Origin of the sequence: uncultured Lentibacter sp., from assembly GCF_937123735.1 — a bacterium.
In the GTDB taxonomy this organism is placed as follows: Bacteria; Pseudomonadota; Alphaproteobacteria; order Rhodobacterales; family Rhodobacteraceae; genus Lentibacter.
This window is the reverse complement of record NZ_CAKZKL010000010.1, coordinates 132,927-150,925: the sequence shown is the minus strand read 5'-3', so window position 1 is coordinate 150,925 and position 17,999 is coordinate 132,927. Positions and strand designations below refer to the sequence as shown.

Genomic DNA, 17,999 nt, shown 5'->3' with positions numbered 1-17,999 from the left:
GTCATGTCCTATCAAGCTTTCTTGCTTTTCTTGGAAAACGCGGTCTCGCCGCCCGCCGCAAGGATTTTGGCCTGTGCCATCCAGTCGTCCCGCTCGATACGCCCCTTAAAGCGCAGCCGGCTGTCCACCCAAGCAATCTCCTCGGCACCCCATTTTGCAATCTGGTCAAAATGCCAGAAGCCCAACTCGTTCAGGGTCTGCTCCAGCTTCGGCCCAACACCGCTGATCAGCTTCAAATTGTCCGCACCCGATTTGCGCGGCGCGCTCAGGGTGCGCGGCTTTTTCTCGCCCCCACCCTTGGATGCAGGCTTCGCAGCTGCTGTGCTTGGTTTGGTTTTTGTTGTCTTTGTAGCTGCTGTCTTGGCTGCGGTTTTCTTAGCTGCGGTTTTCTGCGCGGCCGGTTTGGCGGGTTGTTTCACCACCGCCTTGGGTGCGACAGCCTCTTGCACAGGCGCTGCCGCAGCGGTTTCCTCTGCATGTTTGGCCTCAGCGGCCGCGCGCGCAGCCGCACCATCATCCATCTGCGCAGCAGGTTGATCTGACGTGTTTTGAACAACGCCTGCTTGTGTCACAGGCGCAGAAACGGGCTGAACCGGTTGCGCCGCCTTGCAAAACAGAGCGCTCAGCACAAGGCCGATAAAGATCCCAACAGCAAGGCCAACCAGCAACGCCCCGATAACCCCAACAGCGCCCTGCGCCAGGCTATAGGCCACAATCCCGGCCACAAGCCCCAGCAGCCAGCAAACCCAGCCGCACAGTCCCAATCCAGAAGTCTGTCTCATTGGTCGTCCCCCTTACCGTCAATCATCACCACTACATTATTTCTTCTTCGTCTTTTGAGAAAACTCGGTTTCGCCACCCGCGGCCAGAACGGCGGCCTGCGCCATCCAATCATCCCGCGTGATGCGCCCTTTGAATTTCAAACGTGCATCCACCCAGGCAATTTCTGCAACGCCCCATTTGGCGATCTGGTCAAAATGCCAAAAGCCAAGCTCATTCAGGGTCTGCTCAAGCTTTGGGCCAACGCCACTGATCCGTTTGAGGTCGTCCGCTCCGGCCTTGCGCGGCGCGCTCATCGTGCGGGGCTTCTTCTCAGACACATCGCCCTGCGCAGCAGCCGGTTTTGCGCTTGGGGCTTTGCGAGTGGCGGCGCTTTTGGGCGCGGGCTTGGCATTGCCAGTGCTGCGCTTGTCCGCACGATCCAGCCAGGGTGTCAAAATCGGCACCTCGGTGCCATCAATCCGCTTGATTGTCTCGCCAAGGTCCACCGCCAGCTGCGCGCTCGCATTATACTGGGTCTTGCCGCTGTCGTGGTCCGTCAAAGATGTCAGGCCAGACAATGGCTCGCTGGCATACCGCCCGTTTTGCGGCCCCGGAACAGGCACCCGGCCCGCCGCAAGCTCATCCAATATCTTGCCAAAATTTTCGGCCGTAAGGTCTTCGTAATAATCTTTGCCAATCTGGGCCATCGGCGCATTGGAACACGCTCCGAGGCACTCAACCTCTTCCCAAGAAAAGCGCCCATCTTCAGAAAGCTGATGCGGCTTTGGGGCAATCTTGTCTTTACAGACGGCGATAAGGTCTTCCGCACCGCAAATCATGCAGGAAAGCGTGCCGCAAACCTGAATATGTGCAACTGACCCAACGGGTTGAAGCTGAAACATAAAGTAAAAAGAGGCGACTTCCAAAACCCGGATCTCTGCCATTTCAAGCATCTTGGCCACCGTCTCGATGATCGGACGGGTGATCCAGCCTTCCTGCTCCTGTGCGCGCCACAAAATCGGAATCACCGCGCTGGCTTGGCGGCCTGCGGGGTATTTGGTGATCTGCGCCTCGGCCCACTTCTGGTTTGCAGGCGTGAAAGCAAAGCTTTCTGGCTGATCATGATAAAGACGACGAAGCATCAGTTCTTCTCTTTCTTTCGTAGCTTAACGATGGGCAGGCTCACCTGTCGATCTCTCCAAACACAACATCCATAGTTCCGATAATCGCGGCAACATCGGCAAGCTGATAGCCCTTGGCGATGTGGTCCATCGCCTGCAAATGCAGATAGCCCGGCGCCCGGATTTTACTGCGATAGGGCTTGTTGGAGCCATCAGACACCAGATAAACGCCAAACTCGCCCTTGGGCGCTTCAACGCAAACATAGGTTTCGCCCTCGGGCACATGGAAACCCTCGGTATAGAGCTTGAAGTGATGGATCAGGGCTTCCATTGAGGTTTTCATCTCGGCGCGCTTGGGCGGTGTGAGCTTGCCCCGCGCAAGGATGTCGCCCTGCCCGTCAGGCTCGCGCAGCTTCTGGCAGGCCTGGATCATAATGTGGGCCGACTGGCGCATCTCTTCCATGCGCATGAGGTAGCGGTCATAACAATCGCCGTTCTTGCCCACAGGTATCTGGAAGTCGAATTCGTCATAACACTCGTAGGGCTGCGCGCGGCGCAAATCCCAAGCCATGCCAACCGAGCGCGCCATAACACCCGACATGCCCCATTCGAGCACATCTTCCTCGGTGATCACGCCGATCTCGACATTGCGTTGCTTGAAAATGCGGTTCTCCGTGAGAAGCCCGCCCAAATCTTCCAGAAACTTCGGAAAGCCCTTGGCCCAGTCCTCAATATCGTCAATCAGCTCTGGCGGCAGGTCTTGATGCACGCCACCGGGGCGGAAGTATGCCGCGTGCAGGCGCGCGCCACAGGCCCGCTCATAAAACACCATAAGCTTTTCGCGCTCTTCAAACCCCCAAACCGGCGGGGTCAGCGCGCCCACGTCCAAAGCCTGCGTTGTCACGTTCAGCAGATGGTTCAGAATGCGGCCAATCTCGCAATAGAGCACGCGGATCAGGCTCGCGCGGCGCGGAATTTCAACGCCTGTGAGTTTCTCGATGGCCAAGCACCACGCGTGCTCCTGGTTCATCGTGCCGACATAGTCGAGGCGGTCAAAATACGGCAAATTTTGCAGATAGGTGCGGCTCTCCATGAGCTTTTCCGTCCCGCGGTGCAAAAGGCCGATATGCGGATCGCAGCGCTCGACGATCTCGCCGTCAAGCTCCAGAACAAGCCGCAAAACCCCGTGCGCCGCAGGGTGCTGCGGGCCGAAGTTCAGGTTGAAGTTGCGGATCTTTTGTTCGCCCGTCTGGGCATCGTCAAAACTTGTGCCGTCCATCATGTCGCGCCCTCGCCTTTTTCATCACCGGGAAGGATATATTCCGCGCCCTCCCACGGGCTCATAAAGTCAAACTGGCGGTATTCCTGCACCAGCTTCACCGGCTCATAGACAACCCGCTTTTGGGCCTCGTCATAGCGCAGCTCAACATAGCCTGTGGTCGGAAAATCCTTGCGCAGCGGATAACCGCGAAAGCCGTAGTCCGTCAGAATGCGCCGCAGATCAGGGTGGCCGCTGAAGAGAATGCCGAACATGTCGAAAATCTCGCGCTCAAACCAGTTGGCTGAGGGGTGCACATCGGTGATCGACGGCACAATCTCGTCTTCGCGAATGGCCATCTTGAGCCGGACACGGTGGTTCTGGAACATGCTCAGGAAGTGGTAAACAATCTCAAAGCGCTTGGGCCGATCAGGATAATCCACCGCAGTGATGTCCACGAGGGTTGAAAACTTGCACGCCGTGTCACTTTTCAGAAACTCGACAAGCCCGGCAATATTGGACGGGGCCACATCAACACTCAGCTCCCCCAGGCAGACATCCCAGCCCAACACACAGTCAGGCCGTTTCGCTGCGATCAACGCGCCCAGCTCTTGCAGCTCTTCGCTCATATGTCTCTTCCTTTCGCCTGCGCTCACCGCGCAATCGTTCCTGTGCGGCGTATTTTACGCGCCAGCTGCATGATCCCGTAAAGCAGGGCTTCCGCGGTGGGCGGGCAGCCGGGCACATAAATGTCCACGGGCACAATGCGGTCGCACCCGCGCACGACAGAATAGCTGTAATGATAATAACCGCCGCCGTTCGCGCAGGAGCCCATGGAAATCACATAGCGCGGTTCCGGCATCTGGTCATAGACCTTGCGCAGGGCCGGCGCCATCTTGTTGGTCAGCGTGCCGGCCACGATCATCACATCCGACTGGCGTGGCGAAGCGCGCGGCGCAATCCCGAAGCGCTCCGCATCATAGCGCGGCATCGAGGTGTGCATCATCTCCACAGCGCAGCACGCAAGGCCGAATGTCATCCAGTGCAGCGAGCCCGTGCGCGCCCAATTCACAAGGTCTTCCGCCGATGTGAGCAAGAAACCCTTGTCCTGCAATTCCGCGTTCAGCGCCTGCGTGGCCACATCCTTGTCCGCACCCGCCGTGTTGAGGCCCGCTTGAAGGCCTGTCGAAGTCATGACCATTCCAACGCTCCCTTTTTCCATTCATAGGCAAAGCCGATTGTCAGCACCCCGAGGAATACCATCATCGACCAGAAACCAACCATGCTGATGTCTTTGAAGGCCACAGCCCAGGGAAACAACATGGCAATCTCCAGATCAAAGATGATGAACAGAATCGACACGAGGTAGAATCGCACATCAAACTTCATCCGCGCATCATCAAAGGCATTGAACCCGCATTCATACGCAGAAACCTTTTCAGGGTCCGGATTGCGCACCGCCAGCACAAGGGCAGCCAGAATAAGGACAAGGCCCAGCCCGATCGCGATAACCAGTAAGATCAGAATGGGAAGGTATTCCCGAAGCATCTCTTCCACTTGAGGCTCCTTTCATGCGCAGACTCGCGCAAAGGTTTGGCAGCTTTTCATTGCAAATGGGTTTACTCCCGCCCCATGGCAGGGTCAACCGACCGCGCATTACATTCACTAAAATCTATATGTAGGAGCAACTTACAAAACGCGCCCACCCTTGCTTGCGCGCGCCACTGCTTTTTCTTGGCCCAAATACTCAGGCCCGCCAGCCCCAAAAGTTCAACGCACCCAAGGCGCCTGACGCTTTTCAAAGAAGGCCGCAATCCCCTCCTGGGCCTCCGCACCCTCCCAGGTTTGCACAAGCCGCTCGATACTCGCCTCGATAATCTGGGGCGTAATCGCAGCCCCCAGGCTGCGCGCGAGCGCTTTTGACGCAGCCACAGCTTTCGGCGCCGCCGCCAGATAAGGCAGAACTTCGGCCTCAACCGCCGCATCAAGCGCCTCTGCCGTCACAACCCGCGCCAGCAAATTGAGTGCCTGTGCCTCCTCGGCTCCAAAAAGCCGCGCTGACATAAACACCCGCCGCGCCTTATCCTCGCCCATCCGCGCCAGAACATAAGGGCTGATCGTGGCAGGGATCAGGCCAAGCTTCACTTCGGTCAACCCAAATTTCGCCTCCGGCACCCCCACCGCCACATCAGCCACCGACATCATTCCGATGCCGCCGCCAAAAGCATTGCCCTGCACCCGGGCAATGAGGGGCTTGGGCAGCTCGTTGAGCGTGTTGAGCATCATCGCAAGCGCGCGCGCGCCCGCGCGGCGCGTCTCGGCGTCCGCCGCCATCTGCGCCTGCATCCAGCGCAGATCGCCACCCGCGCAAAAACTCTTGCCGCGCGCGGCCAGCACAACCACGCGCACAGCGTCGTCCGCCCCAAGCGCCTCGGCGGCCGCCGTCAGTTCGTGAATCATCTCAGCACTCAAAGCATTGTGCTTGTCTTCCCGCGCCAGCCAGAGCGTGGCCACTCCCCGTGCGTCTGTCTCTATCTCAAGTGTTTCATACATCGCCCTGCTCCCCGCGCATTGCGCGCGCCATTTGCGCGGCTTCAAGCAGCACGTCGCGCTTCAAACCCGTTTCATATCCAAGCGCTGTGAGGCAGTCATGCACCGCCTCTGTCGCCACATTGCCCGCAGCACCGGGCGCATAGGGGCAGCCGCCAAGCCCGCCCACCGCCGCGTCAAACACCCGCAGACCACGCGCAAGGCTGGCCTCGATATTGGCCAAGGCCCGCCCGCTCGTGTCGTGATAGTGCCCCGCCAGCTGCGCGGCAGGCATCTCCTCGAGCACTGCCGCCAACATCGCATCAATACTCTCGGGATGGGCCTGCCCGATGGTGTCGCCCAAGCTGATCTCATAGCACCCCATGGCGCGCAGCGCGGCCGCAACACGCGCCACAGCCTCAGGCGGTGTGGCCCCGTCATAGGGGCAGTCCGTCACGCAAGAAATATAGCCCCGCACAGGCAAGCCTGCCGCCCTTGCGGCCTCTGCGACAGGGGCAAAGCGCTCAAGGCTCTCAGCCACGCTCGCATTGATATTGGCGCGCGAAAAGCCTTCCGAGGCCGAGCCGAAAATCGCAATTTCGTCGGCCTTCGCTGCCAGCGCCCCCTCAAAGCCGCGCATGTTCGGTGTCAGCGCCGCATAAGACACGCCCTGTGCGCGGGTTATACCTGCCAAAACGTCCGCACTGTCCGCCATCTGCGGCACCCACTTGGGGCTCACGAAGCTGGCCACCTCAATACGCTTAAACCCCGCGCCCGAGAGGCAATCCACCAGCGCGATCTTCTCGCGCGTCGGTATCTGGCGCGCCTCGTTTTGCAGCCCGTCCCTTGGGCCGACCTCAAAGATCTCGACATATCCAACCATTACGCATCCCTCTCTGGCACAGGCCAAGGCGCATAAAAGGGCTGCGTATAAAGCCGCTGCTCGCCGACAGCCTGCGTCGCCGCAAACGAGGGCCGCTCGGTGATGCGCTCATACCACGCGCTCAATTCAGGAAAGCCATCAATCTTGGCAAAATGACGCCCCACATAGACCGCCTGCCCCACAGCAATATCCACCGCCGAAAAGCCCGATGTCAGCAGATAATCGCGGTTTTCAACAGGTGTCGACAGCCGCGCCTCGATCGCCTCATAGCATTTTTCCAGCCGCTTGGCCTCAAGCCGCATGATATGGGGCGAGCGCATGTGATCTTCATAAAGCATAATGTGTTGCTGGGTGAGTGCTGCCGCATGAACCGTCACCGTCTCCGCAAAATGCAGCCACGTCAGCCAGGCCATACGGTCCGGGTTGCCCGGTTCCCGACCCATATGGCGCTCCGGAAAGCGCTCGCAAAGATATTCAATCATCGCGCCGCTCTCAAACATCCGTTCGCCTTCAATTTCCATCGCTGGCACGCGCCCCGCTGGGCTCAGGGTGAGGAATTCAGGGTCGCGCAGGGTCTTGTCAAACGGATGCACCTGCACCTGAAAGTCAGGCACTTCCAGCTCGTTGAGCAGCCAAAGCACCCGCATCGAGCGGCTCTGCGGCACATGGTGAAGCGTGATCATGCCGCCACCTCCGCCTCTTCTTCAAGCCTGATGAGCGCGGCACCCGCATCCACCTGCGCGCCCGCCTCAACCAGCACTTCGGCCACGGTTCCATCGCGCGCCGCCAATAGCGCGTGCTCCATCTTCATCGCTTCCAGAATGGCCAGCCTGTCGCCCGCCTTCACCTCTTGGCCCGGTTTGGCAAACACCGCCTTCACAAGCCCGGGCATCGGCGCGTCAATCAGCGCAGCGCCCGCCCCTGCCGAGGCCGCCCGATCCAGCGGATCAATCACATCAAAGCTCAGGCCATAATGCGCAAAAACAAACACCTGTCCGCCAATTTGCACCGCCTCTGGCGCAACCCCTCCGTTCAGCAGCCAGCGCCCGCCCACGCGGCGCGCCTCAACACGCACTTCACCCAGCGTGACGTCATGCGCGTCGGCAGACAGGCTTTCCACAATGGCTTCAAACACGTCTTCACCAAAGCGCAAAGCCACCTGCCGCCGCATCGCGCTCCAGAGATGGACCCCCGTGGGCCATTCGGCCTGCGTGAGACCCAGAGCCACCAAAGCCGCCAAAGCGCGCTGCGCATCGCTCGGCACAGGCGCTTGCACGAGGCTGTCGATGTCGCGGCCAATCAGCCCCGTATCCACCTCACCCGCCGCAAAGCCTTCATGCGCACAGAGCGCGCCCAGAAAGCTCAGGTTCGTCACCGTCCCTGCCACCTGCGTCTCCATCAGTGCTTTCGCCATGCGCTTGAGCGCCACGGCGCGGCTTGGCCCGTGGGTGATGATCTTGGCAATCATCGGGTCATAAAACGGGCTGATCGCATCGCCCGTGCGCACGCCGCTGTCTGCCCGCACGCCTTCAGGAAACGCCAGCTGCGCCAGCGTGCCAGTTGCGGGCAAAAAGCCCTTGGGCACGTCCTCGGCATAAAGACGGCTCTCAAAGGCGTGGCCTGTGATGGTCAGCTCGTCTTGGCGCTTGGGCAGCCCCTCTCCTGCGGCAACCCGCAGCTGCCACTCCACAAGATCAACCCCGGTGATCGCCTCGGTCACAGGGTGCTCGACCTGCAAGCGCGTGTTCATCTCCATAAACCAAAAACCATCCGCGCGCAGCCCTTGCGAGCCATCTACGATAAACTCGATCGTCCCCGCGCCCTTATAGCCAATCGCCTCGGCGGCCTTGACAGCCGCGTCGCCCATGGCCGCGCGCATCTCTTCCGTCATGCCCGGCGCAGGCGCTTCCTCGATCACCTTCTGGTGGCGACGTTGCAGCGAGCAATCGCGCTCAAAGAGATGCACAGCTCTCTGGCCATCACCAAACACCTGCACTTCAATGTGCCGTGGCTGGGTCACAAACTTCTCGATCAGCACGTCCTCATTGCCAAAGGCCGTCTTGGCCTCGCCCTTGGCGCTGGCCAGTGCGGCGTCAAATCCGCTCGCAGCCTCCACAAGGCGCATCCCCTTGCCGCCGCCGCCCGCCACAGCCTTGATCAGCACAGGATAGCCGATCTCCTCGGCCTGCTTGGCCAGAAACGCCGCGTCCTGATTGGCCCCGTGATAGCCGGGCACAACAGGCACACCCGCCTCATGCATCAAGGCTTTGGCGGCGTCTTTGAGGCCCATCGCGCGGATCGCGCTGGCAGAGGGCCCGATAAAGACCAGCCCCGCCGCCTCGACGGCTTCCACAAAATCGGGGTTCTCGCTCAAAAAGCCATATCCCGGGTGAATCGCCTGCGCGCCTGTGGCCTTGGCCGCCGCGATGATCACATCCCCGCGCAGATAGCTTTCGGCCGGGGCAGATGCGCCGATATGCACAGCCTCATCAGCCAGCGCCACATGCTTGGCCGCACGGTCGGCATCGGAGTAAACCGCCACCGTCCGAACCCCCAGCGCCCGGGCGCTTTCAATCACGCGACAGGCAATCTCGCCCCGGTTGGCCACCAAAATCTTGTCAAACATTGCTCTCTCCAAAATCCTTGCCCCCAGCAAACGGCGTGCAAACGAGCGCCATCTCAGGGTCTAATCCGGTGTCACGGCAAAACAGGCTGCTCTGCCCGCCCGCCTTTGGTTTCACATCGCAAATTCGCCGCCCGCAGCACCCTCTGCCGCTCTGGAAGAGATAACTCTGTTGGCGTGGCGCGCTTGCAGTCATCTTTACATCCTGAACACGCCAAAACGGGTGTCTTGAATGGGTGCATTGAGCGCGGCGCGCAACGAAAGCGCCAGCACATCGCGGCTCTTGCGCGGATCAATGATCCCGTCGTCCCAAAGCCGCGCACTGGCATAAAGCGGATGCGCCTGCTCCTCAAACATATCAATCGTTGGTTGCTTGAAACTGGCCTCCTCCTCGGCAGACCAGCTGCCACCGGCCCGCTCGATCCCGTCACGCTTCACAGTGGCCAGAACACCCGCCGCCTGCTCGCCGCCCATCACCGAAATACGCGAATTGGGCCAGCTCCAAAGGAAGCGCGGCGAATATGCCCGCCCCGCCATGCCGTAGTTGCCCGCACCAAAAGAGCCGCCCACAAGCATGGTGATCTTGGGCACGCTCGTTGTGGCCACAGCCGTCACCATCTTGGCCCCGTGGCGCGCGATCCCTTCGTTCTCATACTTCCGGCCCACCATGAAGCCAGTTATGTTTTGCAAGAACACCAACGGAATCTTGCGCTGGCTGCACAGCTCCACAAAATGCGCGCCCTTCTGGGCCGCTTCAGAGAACAACACTCCATTGTTGGCAACTATCCCCACAGGGCAGCCCTTCACATGGGCAAAGCCTGTCACAAGGGTCTCGCCATAGCGCGGCTTGAATTCATCAAAGCGCGAACCGTCCACCAGACGGGCAATCACCTCGCGAATGTCGTAAGGTCTGCGCAAATCCGCAGGCACGACGCCAAATATCTCCTCGGGGTCATAGGCCGGCTCCTCGCTGGTCTGCCAATCCACACTCGCGGGACGCTGGCGGTTGAGATGGCTCACGGCCCGGCGCGCCAGGGCCAGCGCGTGGGCGTCGTCTTCCGCGAGATAATCTGCCACACCCGAAAGGCGCGTGTGCACATCTCCGCCGCCGAGGTCTTCCGCCGTCACAACCTCCCCCGTGGCCGCCTTGACCAAAGGCGGGCCGGCCAGAAAGATCGTCCCCTGTTCCTTTACAATGATGGTCACATCAGACATCGCAGGCACATAAGCGCCCCCCGCCGTGCACGACCCCATCACCACGGCAATCTGGGCAATCCCCTTCGCGCTCATCTGCGCCTGATTGTAAAAAATCCGGCCAAAGTGGTCCCGATCCGGAAAAACCTCGTCCTGCTGCGGCAGGTTTGCCCCGCCACTGTCCACCAGATAAATGCAGGGCAAATGGTTCTGCTCGGCTATTTCCTGGGCGCGCAGGTGCTTCTTCACGGTCATGGGAAAATAAGTGCCCCCCTTCACGGTGGCATCATTGCACACAATCATGCACTCTTGCCCCGAGACCACCCCTATCCCGGCAATCACCCCCGCGGCAGGCGCGGCATTGTCATACATCCCATAGGCCGCCGTCGCTCCGACCTCCAAAAACGGGCTGCCCGCATCCAGAAGGTTCGCCACCCGGTCGCGCGGCAACATCTTGCCACGGCTGACATGGCGCGTGCGTGCGCGCTCACCACCGCCCAGCGCGGCGGCCTCGGCCGCCTCTTGCACCACACGCAGCGCCTCCAGATGCCCCTCGCGGTTGGCCTTGAAATCGGCGCTGCTGGGGAGAGCTTGAGAAGAGAGTTTCATTGTCATGCGTCCTATTCTGGTGAAGCAAGATAAAGGTCTACGGCGCGCCGAGCCGTCAAAGTCAAATGACAGCTCGCGCCAATGATGGTGCGCAGCGTGCCGCCCTGGTGTTCGGCATACAACCGGCGACACTCCGCATCCCGAAAGGCGATCCAGGCGCGCTGGGCCTGGCGCAAGGCCTCAACCCGCGCCATCAGCGGTGTGCCCTGATCGGCATCTTGCGCCGCCATCTCGGCCCTGCGCAGGCGGTAGTTTGTGTTGAGCAGCGCATCCCAAACCTCGGTTTCCGCACTCAAACACGCTGCAATCCCGACGGTCGTGCTGCCCTCGAACTGATCGGTGTGGATCTCCTGACAGGCCGCAGCCGCCGCGCCGATACAGTTCAAAGCCTCCCGCGCCTCGATATGCTCCTGATAACAGGCCATCACACGCGCACGATCAATCAAATCCCCCGCCGCAAGGGGCGTGCCTGCGCTGAACAGCACCGCAGCTGAAAGGATCAAAGCTTTCATGGCTTTGCCTCCGCGGCCGCGCGCGCCTTCAGTGCCTTGCGGATCACCTTGCCCGTCACTGTCATGGGCAGCTCTGCCAAAAACTCAACTTCCCGCGGATAGCTGTAGCGCGCCAAACGTGTCCTGACCCAGTCCTGCAGCGCCTCAGCACTGGTCTCTGCCCCGTCTTTCAAGACAACATAGGCCTTCACAATCTCGTGGCGCAGCGCATCGGGCTTGCCCACAACCCCAACAGTGGCCACGCTCGGGTGGGTCATCAAACAATCTTCAATCTCGGCCGGGCCAATGCGGTAACCACCGGAGGAAATCACATCATCCTCGCGCCCCAAAAAGCGGATGAACTCACCCTCCATCACCCCACGGTCGCCGGTGATCAGCCAGTCGCCGCGAAACTTTTCCGCCGTGGCCTCAGGATTGCGCCAATAGCCCAGCATCAGGCTCGCCGCCCCGCGCTTCACGGCAATATCGCCCTCGCCTGCGGTTTTCTGGCCGCTCTCGTCAAGAACAGCCACGTCAAACCCCGGCACCGCCTTGCCCGTGGCCCCGCCCAAAGGCGCAAACAGCGCCCCGCAGGACGAAACCGCCATATTGCACTCGGTCTGCCCGTAAAACTCGTTGAGGCTCACACCAAAGGCTTCATGCCCCCAGGCCAGCATCTCGGCCCCAAGCGGCTCACCGCCAGAGGCCACCGAGCGCAAGCCGGCAATGCTTTGATCTGCCGCCTTCAGCATCCGAAGCGCCGTGGGCGGGAAAAACACGTTGCGCACAGCGCCCTCGCGGCAAATCCGCGCCGCCTCCTGAGCCGTGAACTTGGGCAAACGCGCCGCCACCACAGGCACCCCAAGCGCCAGCCCCGGCATGAGCACGTCAAACAAGCCGCCAATCCAGGCCCAATCGGCAGGCGTCCAGAGCACATCAGCAGGCTGCCCAAGGAAATCATGGCTCATTTCAACCCCCGGCAAATGCCCTGTGAGCATCCGGTGCGCATGAAGCGCGCCCTTGGGTTTGCCCGTTGTGCCGCTGGTGTAGATGAGCACAGCGGGGTCTTCTGCCGCTGTCTCTGCCATCGCCACATCGCCCTCAGGCAGATCATAGGGCAAGACAGCCTCCGCCAAGCCGCTGAGCATCGCAGCGCCCTCGCCATCCGTCACAACGAGCGCTAAACCGCTGTCGCTTATGCGGCTCCCCAAAGCATCCCGCTTGAACAGCTTGAACAAGGGCACAGAGATCGCGCCGATCTTCCAGATTGCAATATGCGCCGCCGCGCACCAGGCGTCCTGCGAGAAAAGCACGCCCACGCGCTCGCCACGCGCAACACGCCGCGACAAGGCCAGCGCCAAACGCCCCGCCATATCTGAAAGCGCACCATAGGTGATGTCGCGCCGCCCCTCGGAGAGATCAATGATCGCCACCTGCTGTGCAGGCTGCGCCAAAACCTGCGCCGCCATATTGAGCCGCTCTGGAATGGCCCATGAAAAGCCGTCGCGAAGTGCCTCATAATCTAAGTCGCGCTGCAACAATTCTTAGTCCCCTGCCTCTGGGCGCCAGCGAAAAGCCCTTCTGAAGCCAGACGCTTCGGCTTCTGCAACCGACCAAGCATAGCACTCTCCTGTGTTTCGCTCGATTACAGTGCGATCATACTGTTGATCAAAAGGGAGATGGTAAACACGTTCGCTTGCGCGTTTAGAAATATTACATTTAATCAAGGGATAGTCAGAAAGTGGGACGCCTTCCCTAACTTCAACATTTAGAAGCTTAGCAAAATCTCTCGCACGATCGCTTAGTGTTGTTGATGTCACAAAGACCGCTCGAATATCTGCAAGCTTCTCAAATGCATCAAACAAGGGCTTAGTTTCGCCAATCGTATTTTGTCGTGCAACATATTCAACGACAGATCCAAAAAGTTGAAACACATGTTTTTCATGTATCGTTTTTTCTTGTGCCCAATACTTACATTGAACGATAAGAACCTTGCCCCCCTTGGTGACAATCAAATCGCGTCCTAGATCGTCGAAGCCCTTTATAGCGCCGTAGTATTCGACAGTATAACCCTGCTGTTCATATTCGTATCCGATAAAGCGTTCATATAAACGCCCGATTTCCCAACTCGACTTTCGGTTTTTCTTCCACCGATCAAGAGCAAGTTGGTTACGTTCAGTCAAAGAAAGCGCTTTAAACTCTTCAAGAGATAAATAGTTTTGCACCCTGTCTTCAGTTGCAGGCTGCTGATCATCCTCAACGCCATTAGCACTGTTTTTTAACAAGCTTTCGAGATTGTCTCCAGTGACCTCTGTGATCCAAGGGAAGTATTTCTCGTAAAAATCGATCCGATACTTGAGCATTCGGTAGCGCCGCTCTGCATTTTTTGCGCGCTCGGTCGCTTCCTTTACCTTTTCAGCAGCCTTTGGAGCAGCTCGCGTCTTGAAGCGCAGTGCTTCTTCATCTCTTTTTCCAAGAATTTCTTGAAAGTCAGAAAATGCCGTTACCAACCAAGGAAATTGTAGGTTCTTTTCCAATATGAGGCTTTCTAGGCCTACTATAACCTCTTTCTGTTTTTCGCTTTTTGTTTTGATTTGCGACGTTTCACCCCGCTGTTCTAGAAGGGCATTCTTGAGTTTTTTCGCGCCCTCCTCAGCGAGCAGTTTGTCTTCAAGACTTTGTTGTTTCTGTCGCGAAATATCGTTTTCAAGTATCCGAATACGAGCCTTCAAAGATGAATTGGCCAACCAAAGCACGCCAGCGGTCAAACACCCGCCAAAAGCAATAATTGGTGCCAAGTCCGACATCTAGATATACATCCCCATCAGCTCGCGACCGATCAGCATCCGGCGGATCTCGCTTGTGCCCGCGCCGATCTCCATGAGCTTGGCGTCGCGGAAGATCCGCCCCACGGGGTTGTCAGAGAGGTATCCCGCCCCGCCAAAGGCCTGCACCGCCTGATGCGCCACAACCATGGCTTCTTCGGAGGCATAAAGACAGCACGCCGCCGCGTCCTGACGGGTGATATCGCCCCGATCACAAGCCTTGGCCGCCTCGTAAACATAGGCGCGCGCCGAGTTCATCTTGGTGTACATATCGGCAATCTTGCCCTGCATGAGCTGGAAGTTCCCGATCGGCTGACCGAACTGCTTGCGCTCGGCCATATAGGGCATGACCGCATCCAGACAGCCCGCCATGATCCCCGTGCCGATCCCGGCAAGCACCACGCGCTCATAGTCCAAACCAGACATCAAAACGCGCACGCCCTTGCCTTCCTCGCCAAGGATATTCTCAAACGGCACCTCGACATTCTCGAAAATCAGCTCGGCGGTGTTGGAGCCGCGCATCCCAAGTTTGTCAAAATGGGGAGACGTGCTAAAACCCGCCATAGACTTCTCGATGATGAACGCCGTGATGCCCTTGGCGCCCGCGTCCGGGTCTGTCTTGGCATAGACAACGAGCGTTTCGGCGTCAGGGCCATTGGTGATCCAGTATTTTGAGCCGTTGAGCACAAACCGATCGTTGCGCTTCTCGGCGCGCAACTTCATGGACACCACATCAGACCCTGCACTCGGCTCGGACATGGCCAAAGCACCTACATGCTCGCCCGAAAGAAGCTTTGGCAGATATGTCAGCTTCTGCTCATGGGTGCCATTGAGCTTGATCTGGTTGACACAAAGGTTGGAATGGGCACCGTATGAGAGTGAGACCGAGGCCGAGGCCCGGGCGATCTCTTCCACCGCAATGACATGCGCGAGATAAGACATCCCGGCACCACCGTATTCTTCCGGCGTGGTGATGCCCAGCAGCCCCAGCTCTCCCATTTCGGTCCAAAGCTCGGCCGGAAATTCATTCGTGGCATCAATCTGCGCCGCCATCGGCTTCACGCGCTCCTGTGCCCAGCGATGAACCATCTCCTGTAGGGCGTTCACATCCTCGCCCAAATCAAATTTCATTGAACCCATGAACATGCGCTTGCCCTCCATTTATTGAACAGTTGTTCATTTCTTAGCGCAGGCGGCGATTCGTAGCAACCGTTTCGCGTGTCTTGGTTTTCCCCGCCTCCGCTTCGCGGCCGCGGCGACCCGCTGGGGGACGCTGTCCCCCAGACCCCCTGAGGTATTTATGACCAGAAGAAGCAATGAAATGTTAACCATCATTGGCTAAGCTTGTATTGCGGAACAGGCTGAGGAGCCGATGGCCGCACCAGGAGAAGCCCCCGTTTGTGCTTGGTGCAAACGGGGGTCATTCCTGAAACCCTAGCTTCTTCTGGTCACAAATACCTCCGCCGGAGGCTCCTGCCCTCACAGCCCGCACCACTTGTAGATCATCCGTGCGCCTGCACGCGCGGGGTGGGCTCGCGCGCCATTTACCCCACGTGCAACATCTGCATGGGTGGGAGCGCGGGCAGGCGCTCGGCGATCTAGCCCACAGCGCTGACCTCTGCCTTGATGATCCGCGCGATCAGCGCGCAGTCTTGCAGGCTGAATGTCAGCGGCAAACGCATGTCAACGATGCTCTTCAGCACCCGGTCGCTTTTGGGCATGGGCGCGCTTGGGGCATAGTGCCAGCTGTCATAGCGGCTGGTAAACCCTATGGGCTCAGCCGCGCCAAACCACTTGAGTTCCACCCCGCGGGCCGCACAGCGCGCCAACAGCGCGACGATGGTTTCATCCGGCCAATCCAGCAGCAAAAACTGGATCGAAGAGCCGACGTAGGACTCGGCCTCAGGTCTGTTGACCAGGGTCAACCCCGGAGTGCCCCGCAGGCCCGCTTCAACCGTCTGATAGCGCGCGTTCCAATTTGCACATTGCTCCTGAAGCCGGCGCAATTGGGGGCGCAGGATAGCGGCGCGCAGATGGTCCATCCGCCCCGACACATTGGGCGTTTCATACTTGATCTGGGCGAAACTCTCCGCGCTTGGGGCCGCCAAATGGCGCTCAAAGAGCATGTAAGATCCCGACAACACCGTCGCCCGCGCAGCGATCTCGGCATCATCCGTCACAAGCAAGCCACCCTCGCCGGAATTGATATGCTTGTAGGTTTGCGTGGAAAAACAGCCCACAAGCCCGTCTGTGCCCGAAGGCCGTCCCCGCCACCGGGCGCCCATCGTATGGGCGCAATCTTCGATCACCCTGAGCCCGCGCGCGTCACAAAGCGCCATCAACGCATCCATGTCCGCCAAATGCCCGCGCATATGGCTGAGCAACAAGACATCGGCCTGGTCAGCCTTGGCCGCCAGATCTTCAAGATCGATTGTCAGCTCCTGCGTGACCCCCACAAAAACAGGCACGGCGCCAAGGCTGGCAATCGCCCCCGGCACCGGGGCCAGCGTGAAGGCATTGGTCAGAACCCGATCCCCCGCCACAACCCCCACAGCGCGCAACGCGCAGGCCAAAGCATAGCCGCCTGACGCCACCGCAAGGCAGTATTTCGCCCCCATCAGCTGCGCAAACTCCTGCTCAAGCAAAGCCACGTCCCCGGCTTCGCCTTCGGCCAGATTATAGCGGTGCAAACGGCCAGAGCGCAGAACAGCGAGCGCCGCCGAAATCCCCTCTTCGGGGATCGGCTCCTGCTGGGTAAAGCTGCCGGTGAATACCTCTGTCATGCGCCCTTTCTGCGGTTATCGCAAAGCCAGGTCAATCCTCTCTTCTGTGCATTTAAGAATAGAGAAATTGTCTTTTCGAAAAAGCACAGCGCCAATAGGCGCTTTCGCGCGCGGGTGGGTCAGAGTGACGCCAGCCAAACACGCCAGCGCCTGCCGGGGGTGGGGCGTGCGAAAGCGCCTTGCCTACCCGCGCAACAACCTGCGTGCCAAGGCCAGCAGATCGGCATAGTCATCCAGCAGCGCCTCTGGCGCAAGGGCGGCCATATCCTCGCCCGACGGGCCGAACGTGACCAGAACCGAAGGCACCCCCGCCGCGCGGGCGGTGTTGCGGTCGGTGTCGCTGTCTCCCACCAGCAAACAGCGCTGCGGGTTGCCCCCAGCCCGGCGCACCGCTTCAAACAGAGGTTCCGGATCGGGCTTGCGCACAGGCAACGTGTCGGCCCCGACCAATGCGCCAAAGCGCTCCAGCGCGCCCAGGCGGCGCATCAACTCCAGCGCCAGCCCCTCGGGCTTGTTGGTGCAAATGCCCACCGCAAAACCATCTGCCTTGAGCGCCTCAACCGCCTCCAATGCGCCGTCATAAAAAACAGTGTGCCGGTCAAGAGCCCCCGCATAGGCCTCCAGCAACCTTGGATAATAGGCCTCCACCACGGCTTCGTCCGGGCGGCCCAGCCGTGCCAGCCCCGCGCGCAGCATGAATTTGCCCCCGCGCAAGGCCACACCCGCATCTGCCGGGCCCAAAACATCCCCCTCGCCCATCTGCTGAAAGCAGGCGTTCGCCGCAGCGAGCAAATCGCCGCTCGTATCGGCCAAGGTGCCGTCCAGATCGAAGATAACCGTTTCCATGACAGGTCCTTTCATGACACAACTCGCAACATTGCTTGAACAGCTCGCTCTTGTGCTATGCGCCAGAGCGGATAA

General features: G+C 59.6%; 17 protein-coding genes. All 17 read right to left on the bottom strand.

Annotation, left to right across the window (positions count from 1 at the left end; genetic code table 11):
- Positions 1–11 precede the first annotated feature (11 nt).
- The 17 genes from Q0478_RS02715 to Q0478_RS02635 all read right to left on the bottom strand — a co-directional run bounded on the left by Q0478_RS02715 (position 12) and on the right by Q0478_RS02635 (position 17,924).
- Positions 12–782, bottom strand: coding sequence for an NADH:quinone oxidoreductase (locus tag Q0478_RS02715; protein WP_298675962.1), 771 nt, complete (start codon positions 780–782; stop codon positions 12–14).
- A 36-nt stretch (positions 783–818) separates the two neighbouring features.
- On the bottom strand, positions 819–1,904 hold the full coding sequence (nuoE, locus tag Q0478_RS02710) for an NADH-quinone oxidoreductase subunit NuoE (RefSeq protein ID WP_298675960.1): 1,086 nt from the start codon (positions 1,902–1,904) through the stop codon (positions 819–821).
- A 40-nt stretch (positions 1,905–1,944) separates the two neighbouring features.
- Positions 1,945–3,162 (bottom strand): NADH-quinone oxidoreductase subunit D, encoded by a 1,218-nt coding sequence (locus Q0478_RS02705; RefSeq protein ID WP_298676147.1) that lies wholly within the window; start codon positions 3,160–3,162, stop codon positions 1,945–1,947.
- Complete coding sequence (locus Q0478_RS02700; RefSeq protein ID WP_298675958.1) at positions 3,162–3,770, bottom strand: NADH-quinone oxidoreductase subunit C; 609 nt, start codon at positions 3,768–3,770, stop codon at positions 3,162–3,164. The genes Q0478_RS02705 and Q0478_RS02700 overlap by 1 nt, the downstream gene beginning before the upstream one ends.
- Positions 3,771–3,793: 23 nt before the next feature.
- Positions 3,794–4,336: an NADH-quinone oxidoreductase subunit B family protein gene (locus Q0478_RS02695; RefSeq protein ID WP_298676145.1), complete on the bottom strand. Its 543-nt coding sequence runs from the start codon at positions 4,334–4,336 to the stop codon at positions 3,794–3,796.
- Positions 4,333–4,698: an NADH-quinone oxidoreductase subunit A gene (locus Q0478_RS02690; RefSeq protein ID WP_298675956.1), complete on the bottom strand. Its 366-nt coding sequence runs from the start codon at positions 4,696–4,698 to the stop codon at positions 4,333–4,335. The genes Q0478_RS02695 and Q0478_RS02690 overlap by 4 nt, the downstream gene beginning before the upstream one ends.
- Before the next feature lie 213 nt (positions 4,699–4,911).
- Positions 4,912–5,694: a crotonase/enoyl-CoA hydratase family protein gene (locus Q0478_RS02685; RefSeq protein ID WP_298675954.1), complete on the bottom strand. Its 783-nt coding sequence runs from the start codon at positions 5,692–5,694 to the stop codon at positions 4,912–4,914.
- Positions 5,687–6,553: a hydroxymethylglutaryl-CoA lyase gene (locus tag Q0478_RS02680; protein WP_298675952.1), complete on the bottom strand. Its 867-nt coding sequence runs from the start codon at positions 6,551–6,553 to the stop codon at positions 5,687–5,689. Before Q0478_RS02680 ends, Q0478_RS02685 begins: the two co-directional genes overlap by 8 nt.
- Entirely contained in the window at positions 6,553–7,236 is a 684-nt protein-coding gene (locus tag Q0478_RS02675; RefSeq protein ID WP_298675950.1) for a glutathione S-transferase family protein, read from the bottom strand. Before Q0478_RS02675 ends, Q0478_RS02680 begins: the two co-directional genes overlap by 1 nt.
- Positions 7,233–9,179, bottom strand: coding sequence for an acetyl/propionyl/methylcrotonyl-CoA carboxylase subunit alpha (locus Q0478_RS02670; RefSeq protein WP_298675948.1), 1,947 nt, complete (start codon positions 9,177–9,179; stop codon positions 7,233–7,235). The genes Q0478_RS02675 and Q0478_RS02670 overlap by 4 nt, the downstream gene beginning before the upstream one ends.
- 195 nt (positions 9,180–9,374) lie before the next feature.
- A complete protein-coding gene (locus Q0478_RS02665) occupies positions 9,375–10,979 on the bottom strand; it encodes a carboxyl transferase domain-containing protein (RefSeq protein ID WP_298675946.1) in 1,605 nt (534 codons plus the stop codon).
- Between the two features lie 11 nt (positions 10,980–10,990).
- A complete protein-coding gene (locus Q0478_RS02660; RefSeq protein ID WP_298675944.1) occupies positions 10,991–11,491 on the bottom strand; it encodes a lysozyme inhibitor LprI family protein in 501 nt (166 codons plus the stop codon).
- Positions 11,488–12,939 carry an AMP-binding protein gene (locus tag Q0478_RS02655; protein ID WP_298676143.1) on the bottom strand — a complete coding sequence of 484 codons (1,452 nt, stop codon included), beginning with the start codon at positions 12,937–12,939 and terminating at the stop codon, positions 11,488–11,490. The genes Q0478_RS02660 and Q0478_RS02655 overlap by 4 nt, the downstream gene beginning before the upstream one ends.
- 75 nt (positions 12,940–13,014) lie before the next feature.
- The gene (locus tag Q0478_RS02650) at positions 13,015–14,277 is read right to left on the bottom strand and encodes a restriction endonuclease (RefSeq protein ID WP_298675942.1); all 1,263 of its coding nucleotides are present in this window, start codon (positions 14,275–14,277) and stop codon (positions 13,015–13,017) included.
- Positions 14,278–15,441: an isovaleryl-CoA dehydrogenase gene (locus Q0478_RS02645; protein ID WP_298675941.1), complete on the bottom strand. Its 1,164-nt coding sequence runs from the start codon at positions 15,439–15,441 to the stop codon at positions 14,278–14,280.
- 452 nt (positions 15,442–15,893) lie between these two features.
- Positions 15,894–17,078, bottom strand: a complete 1,185-nt coding sequence (locus Q0478_RS02640) for a DegT/DnrJ/EryC1/StrS aminotransferase family protein (RefSeq protein ID WP_298675939.1) — start codon at positions 17,076–17,078, stop codon at positions 15,894–15,896.
- Between the two features lie 183 nt (positions 17,079–17,261).
- Positions 17,262–17,924 carry an HAD-IA family hydrolase gene (locus Q0478_RS02635; protein WP_298675937.1) on the bottom strand — a complete coding sequence of 221 codons (663 nt, stop codon included), beginning with the start codon at positions 17,922–17,924 and terminating at the stop codon, positions 17,262–17,264.
- Positions 17,925–17,999: the final 75 nt, after the last annotated feature.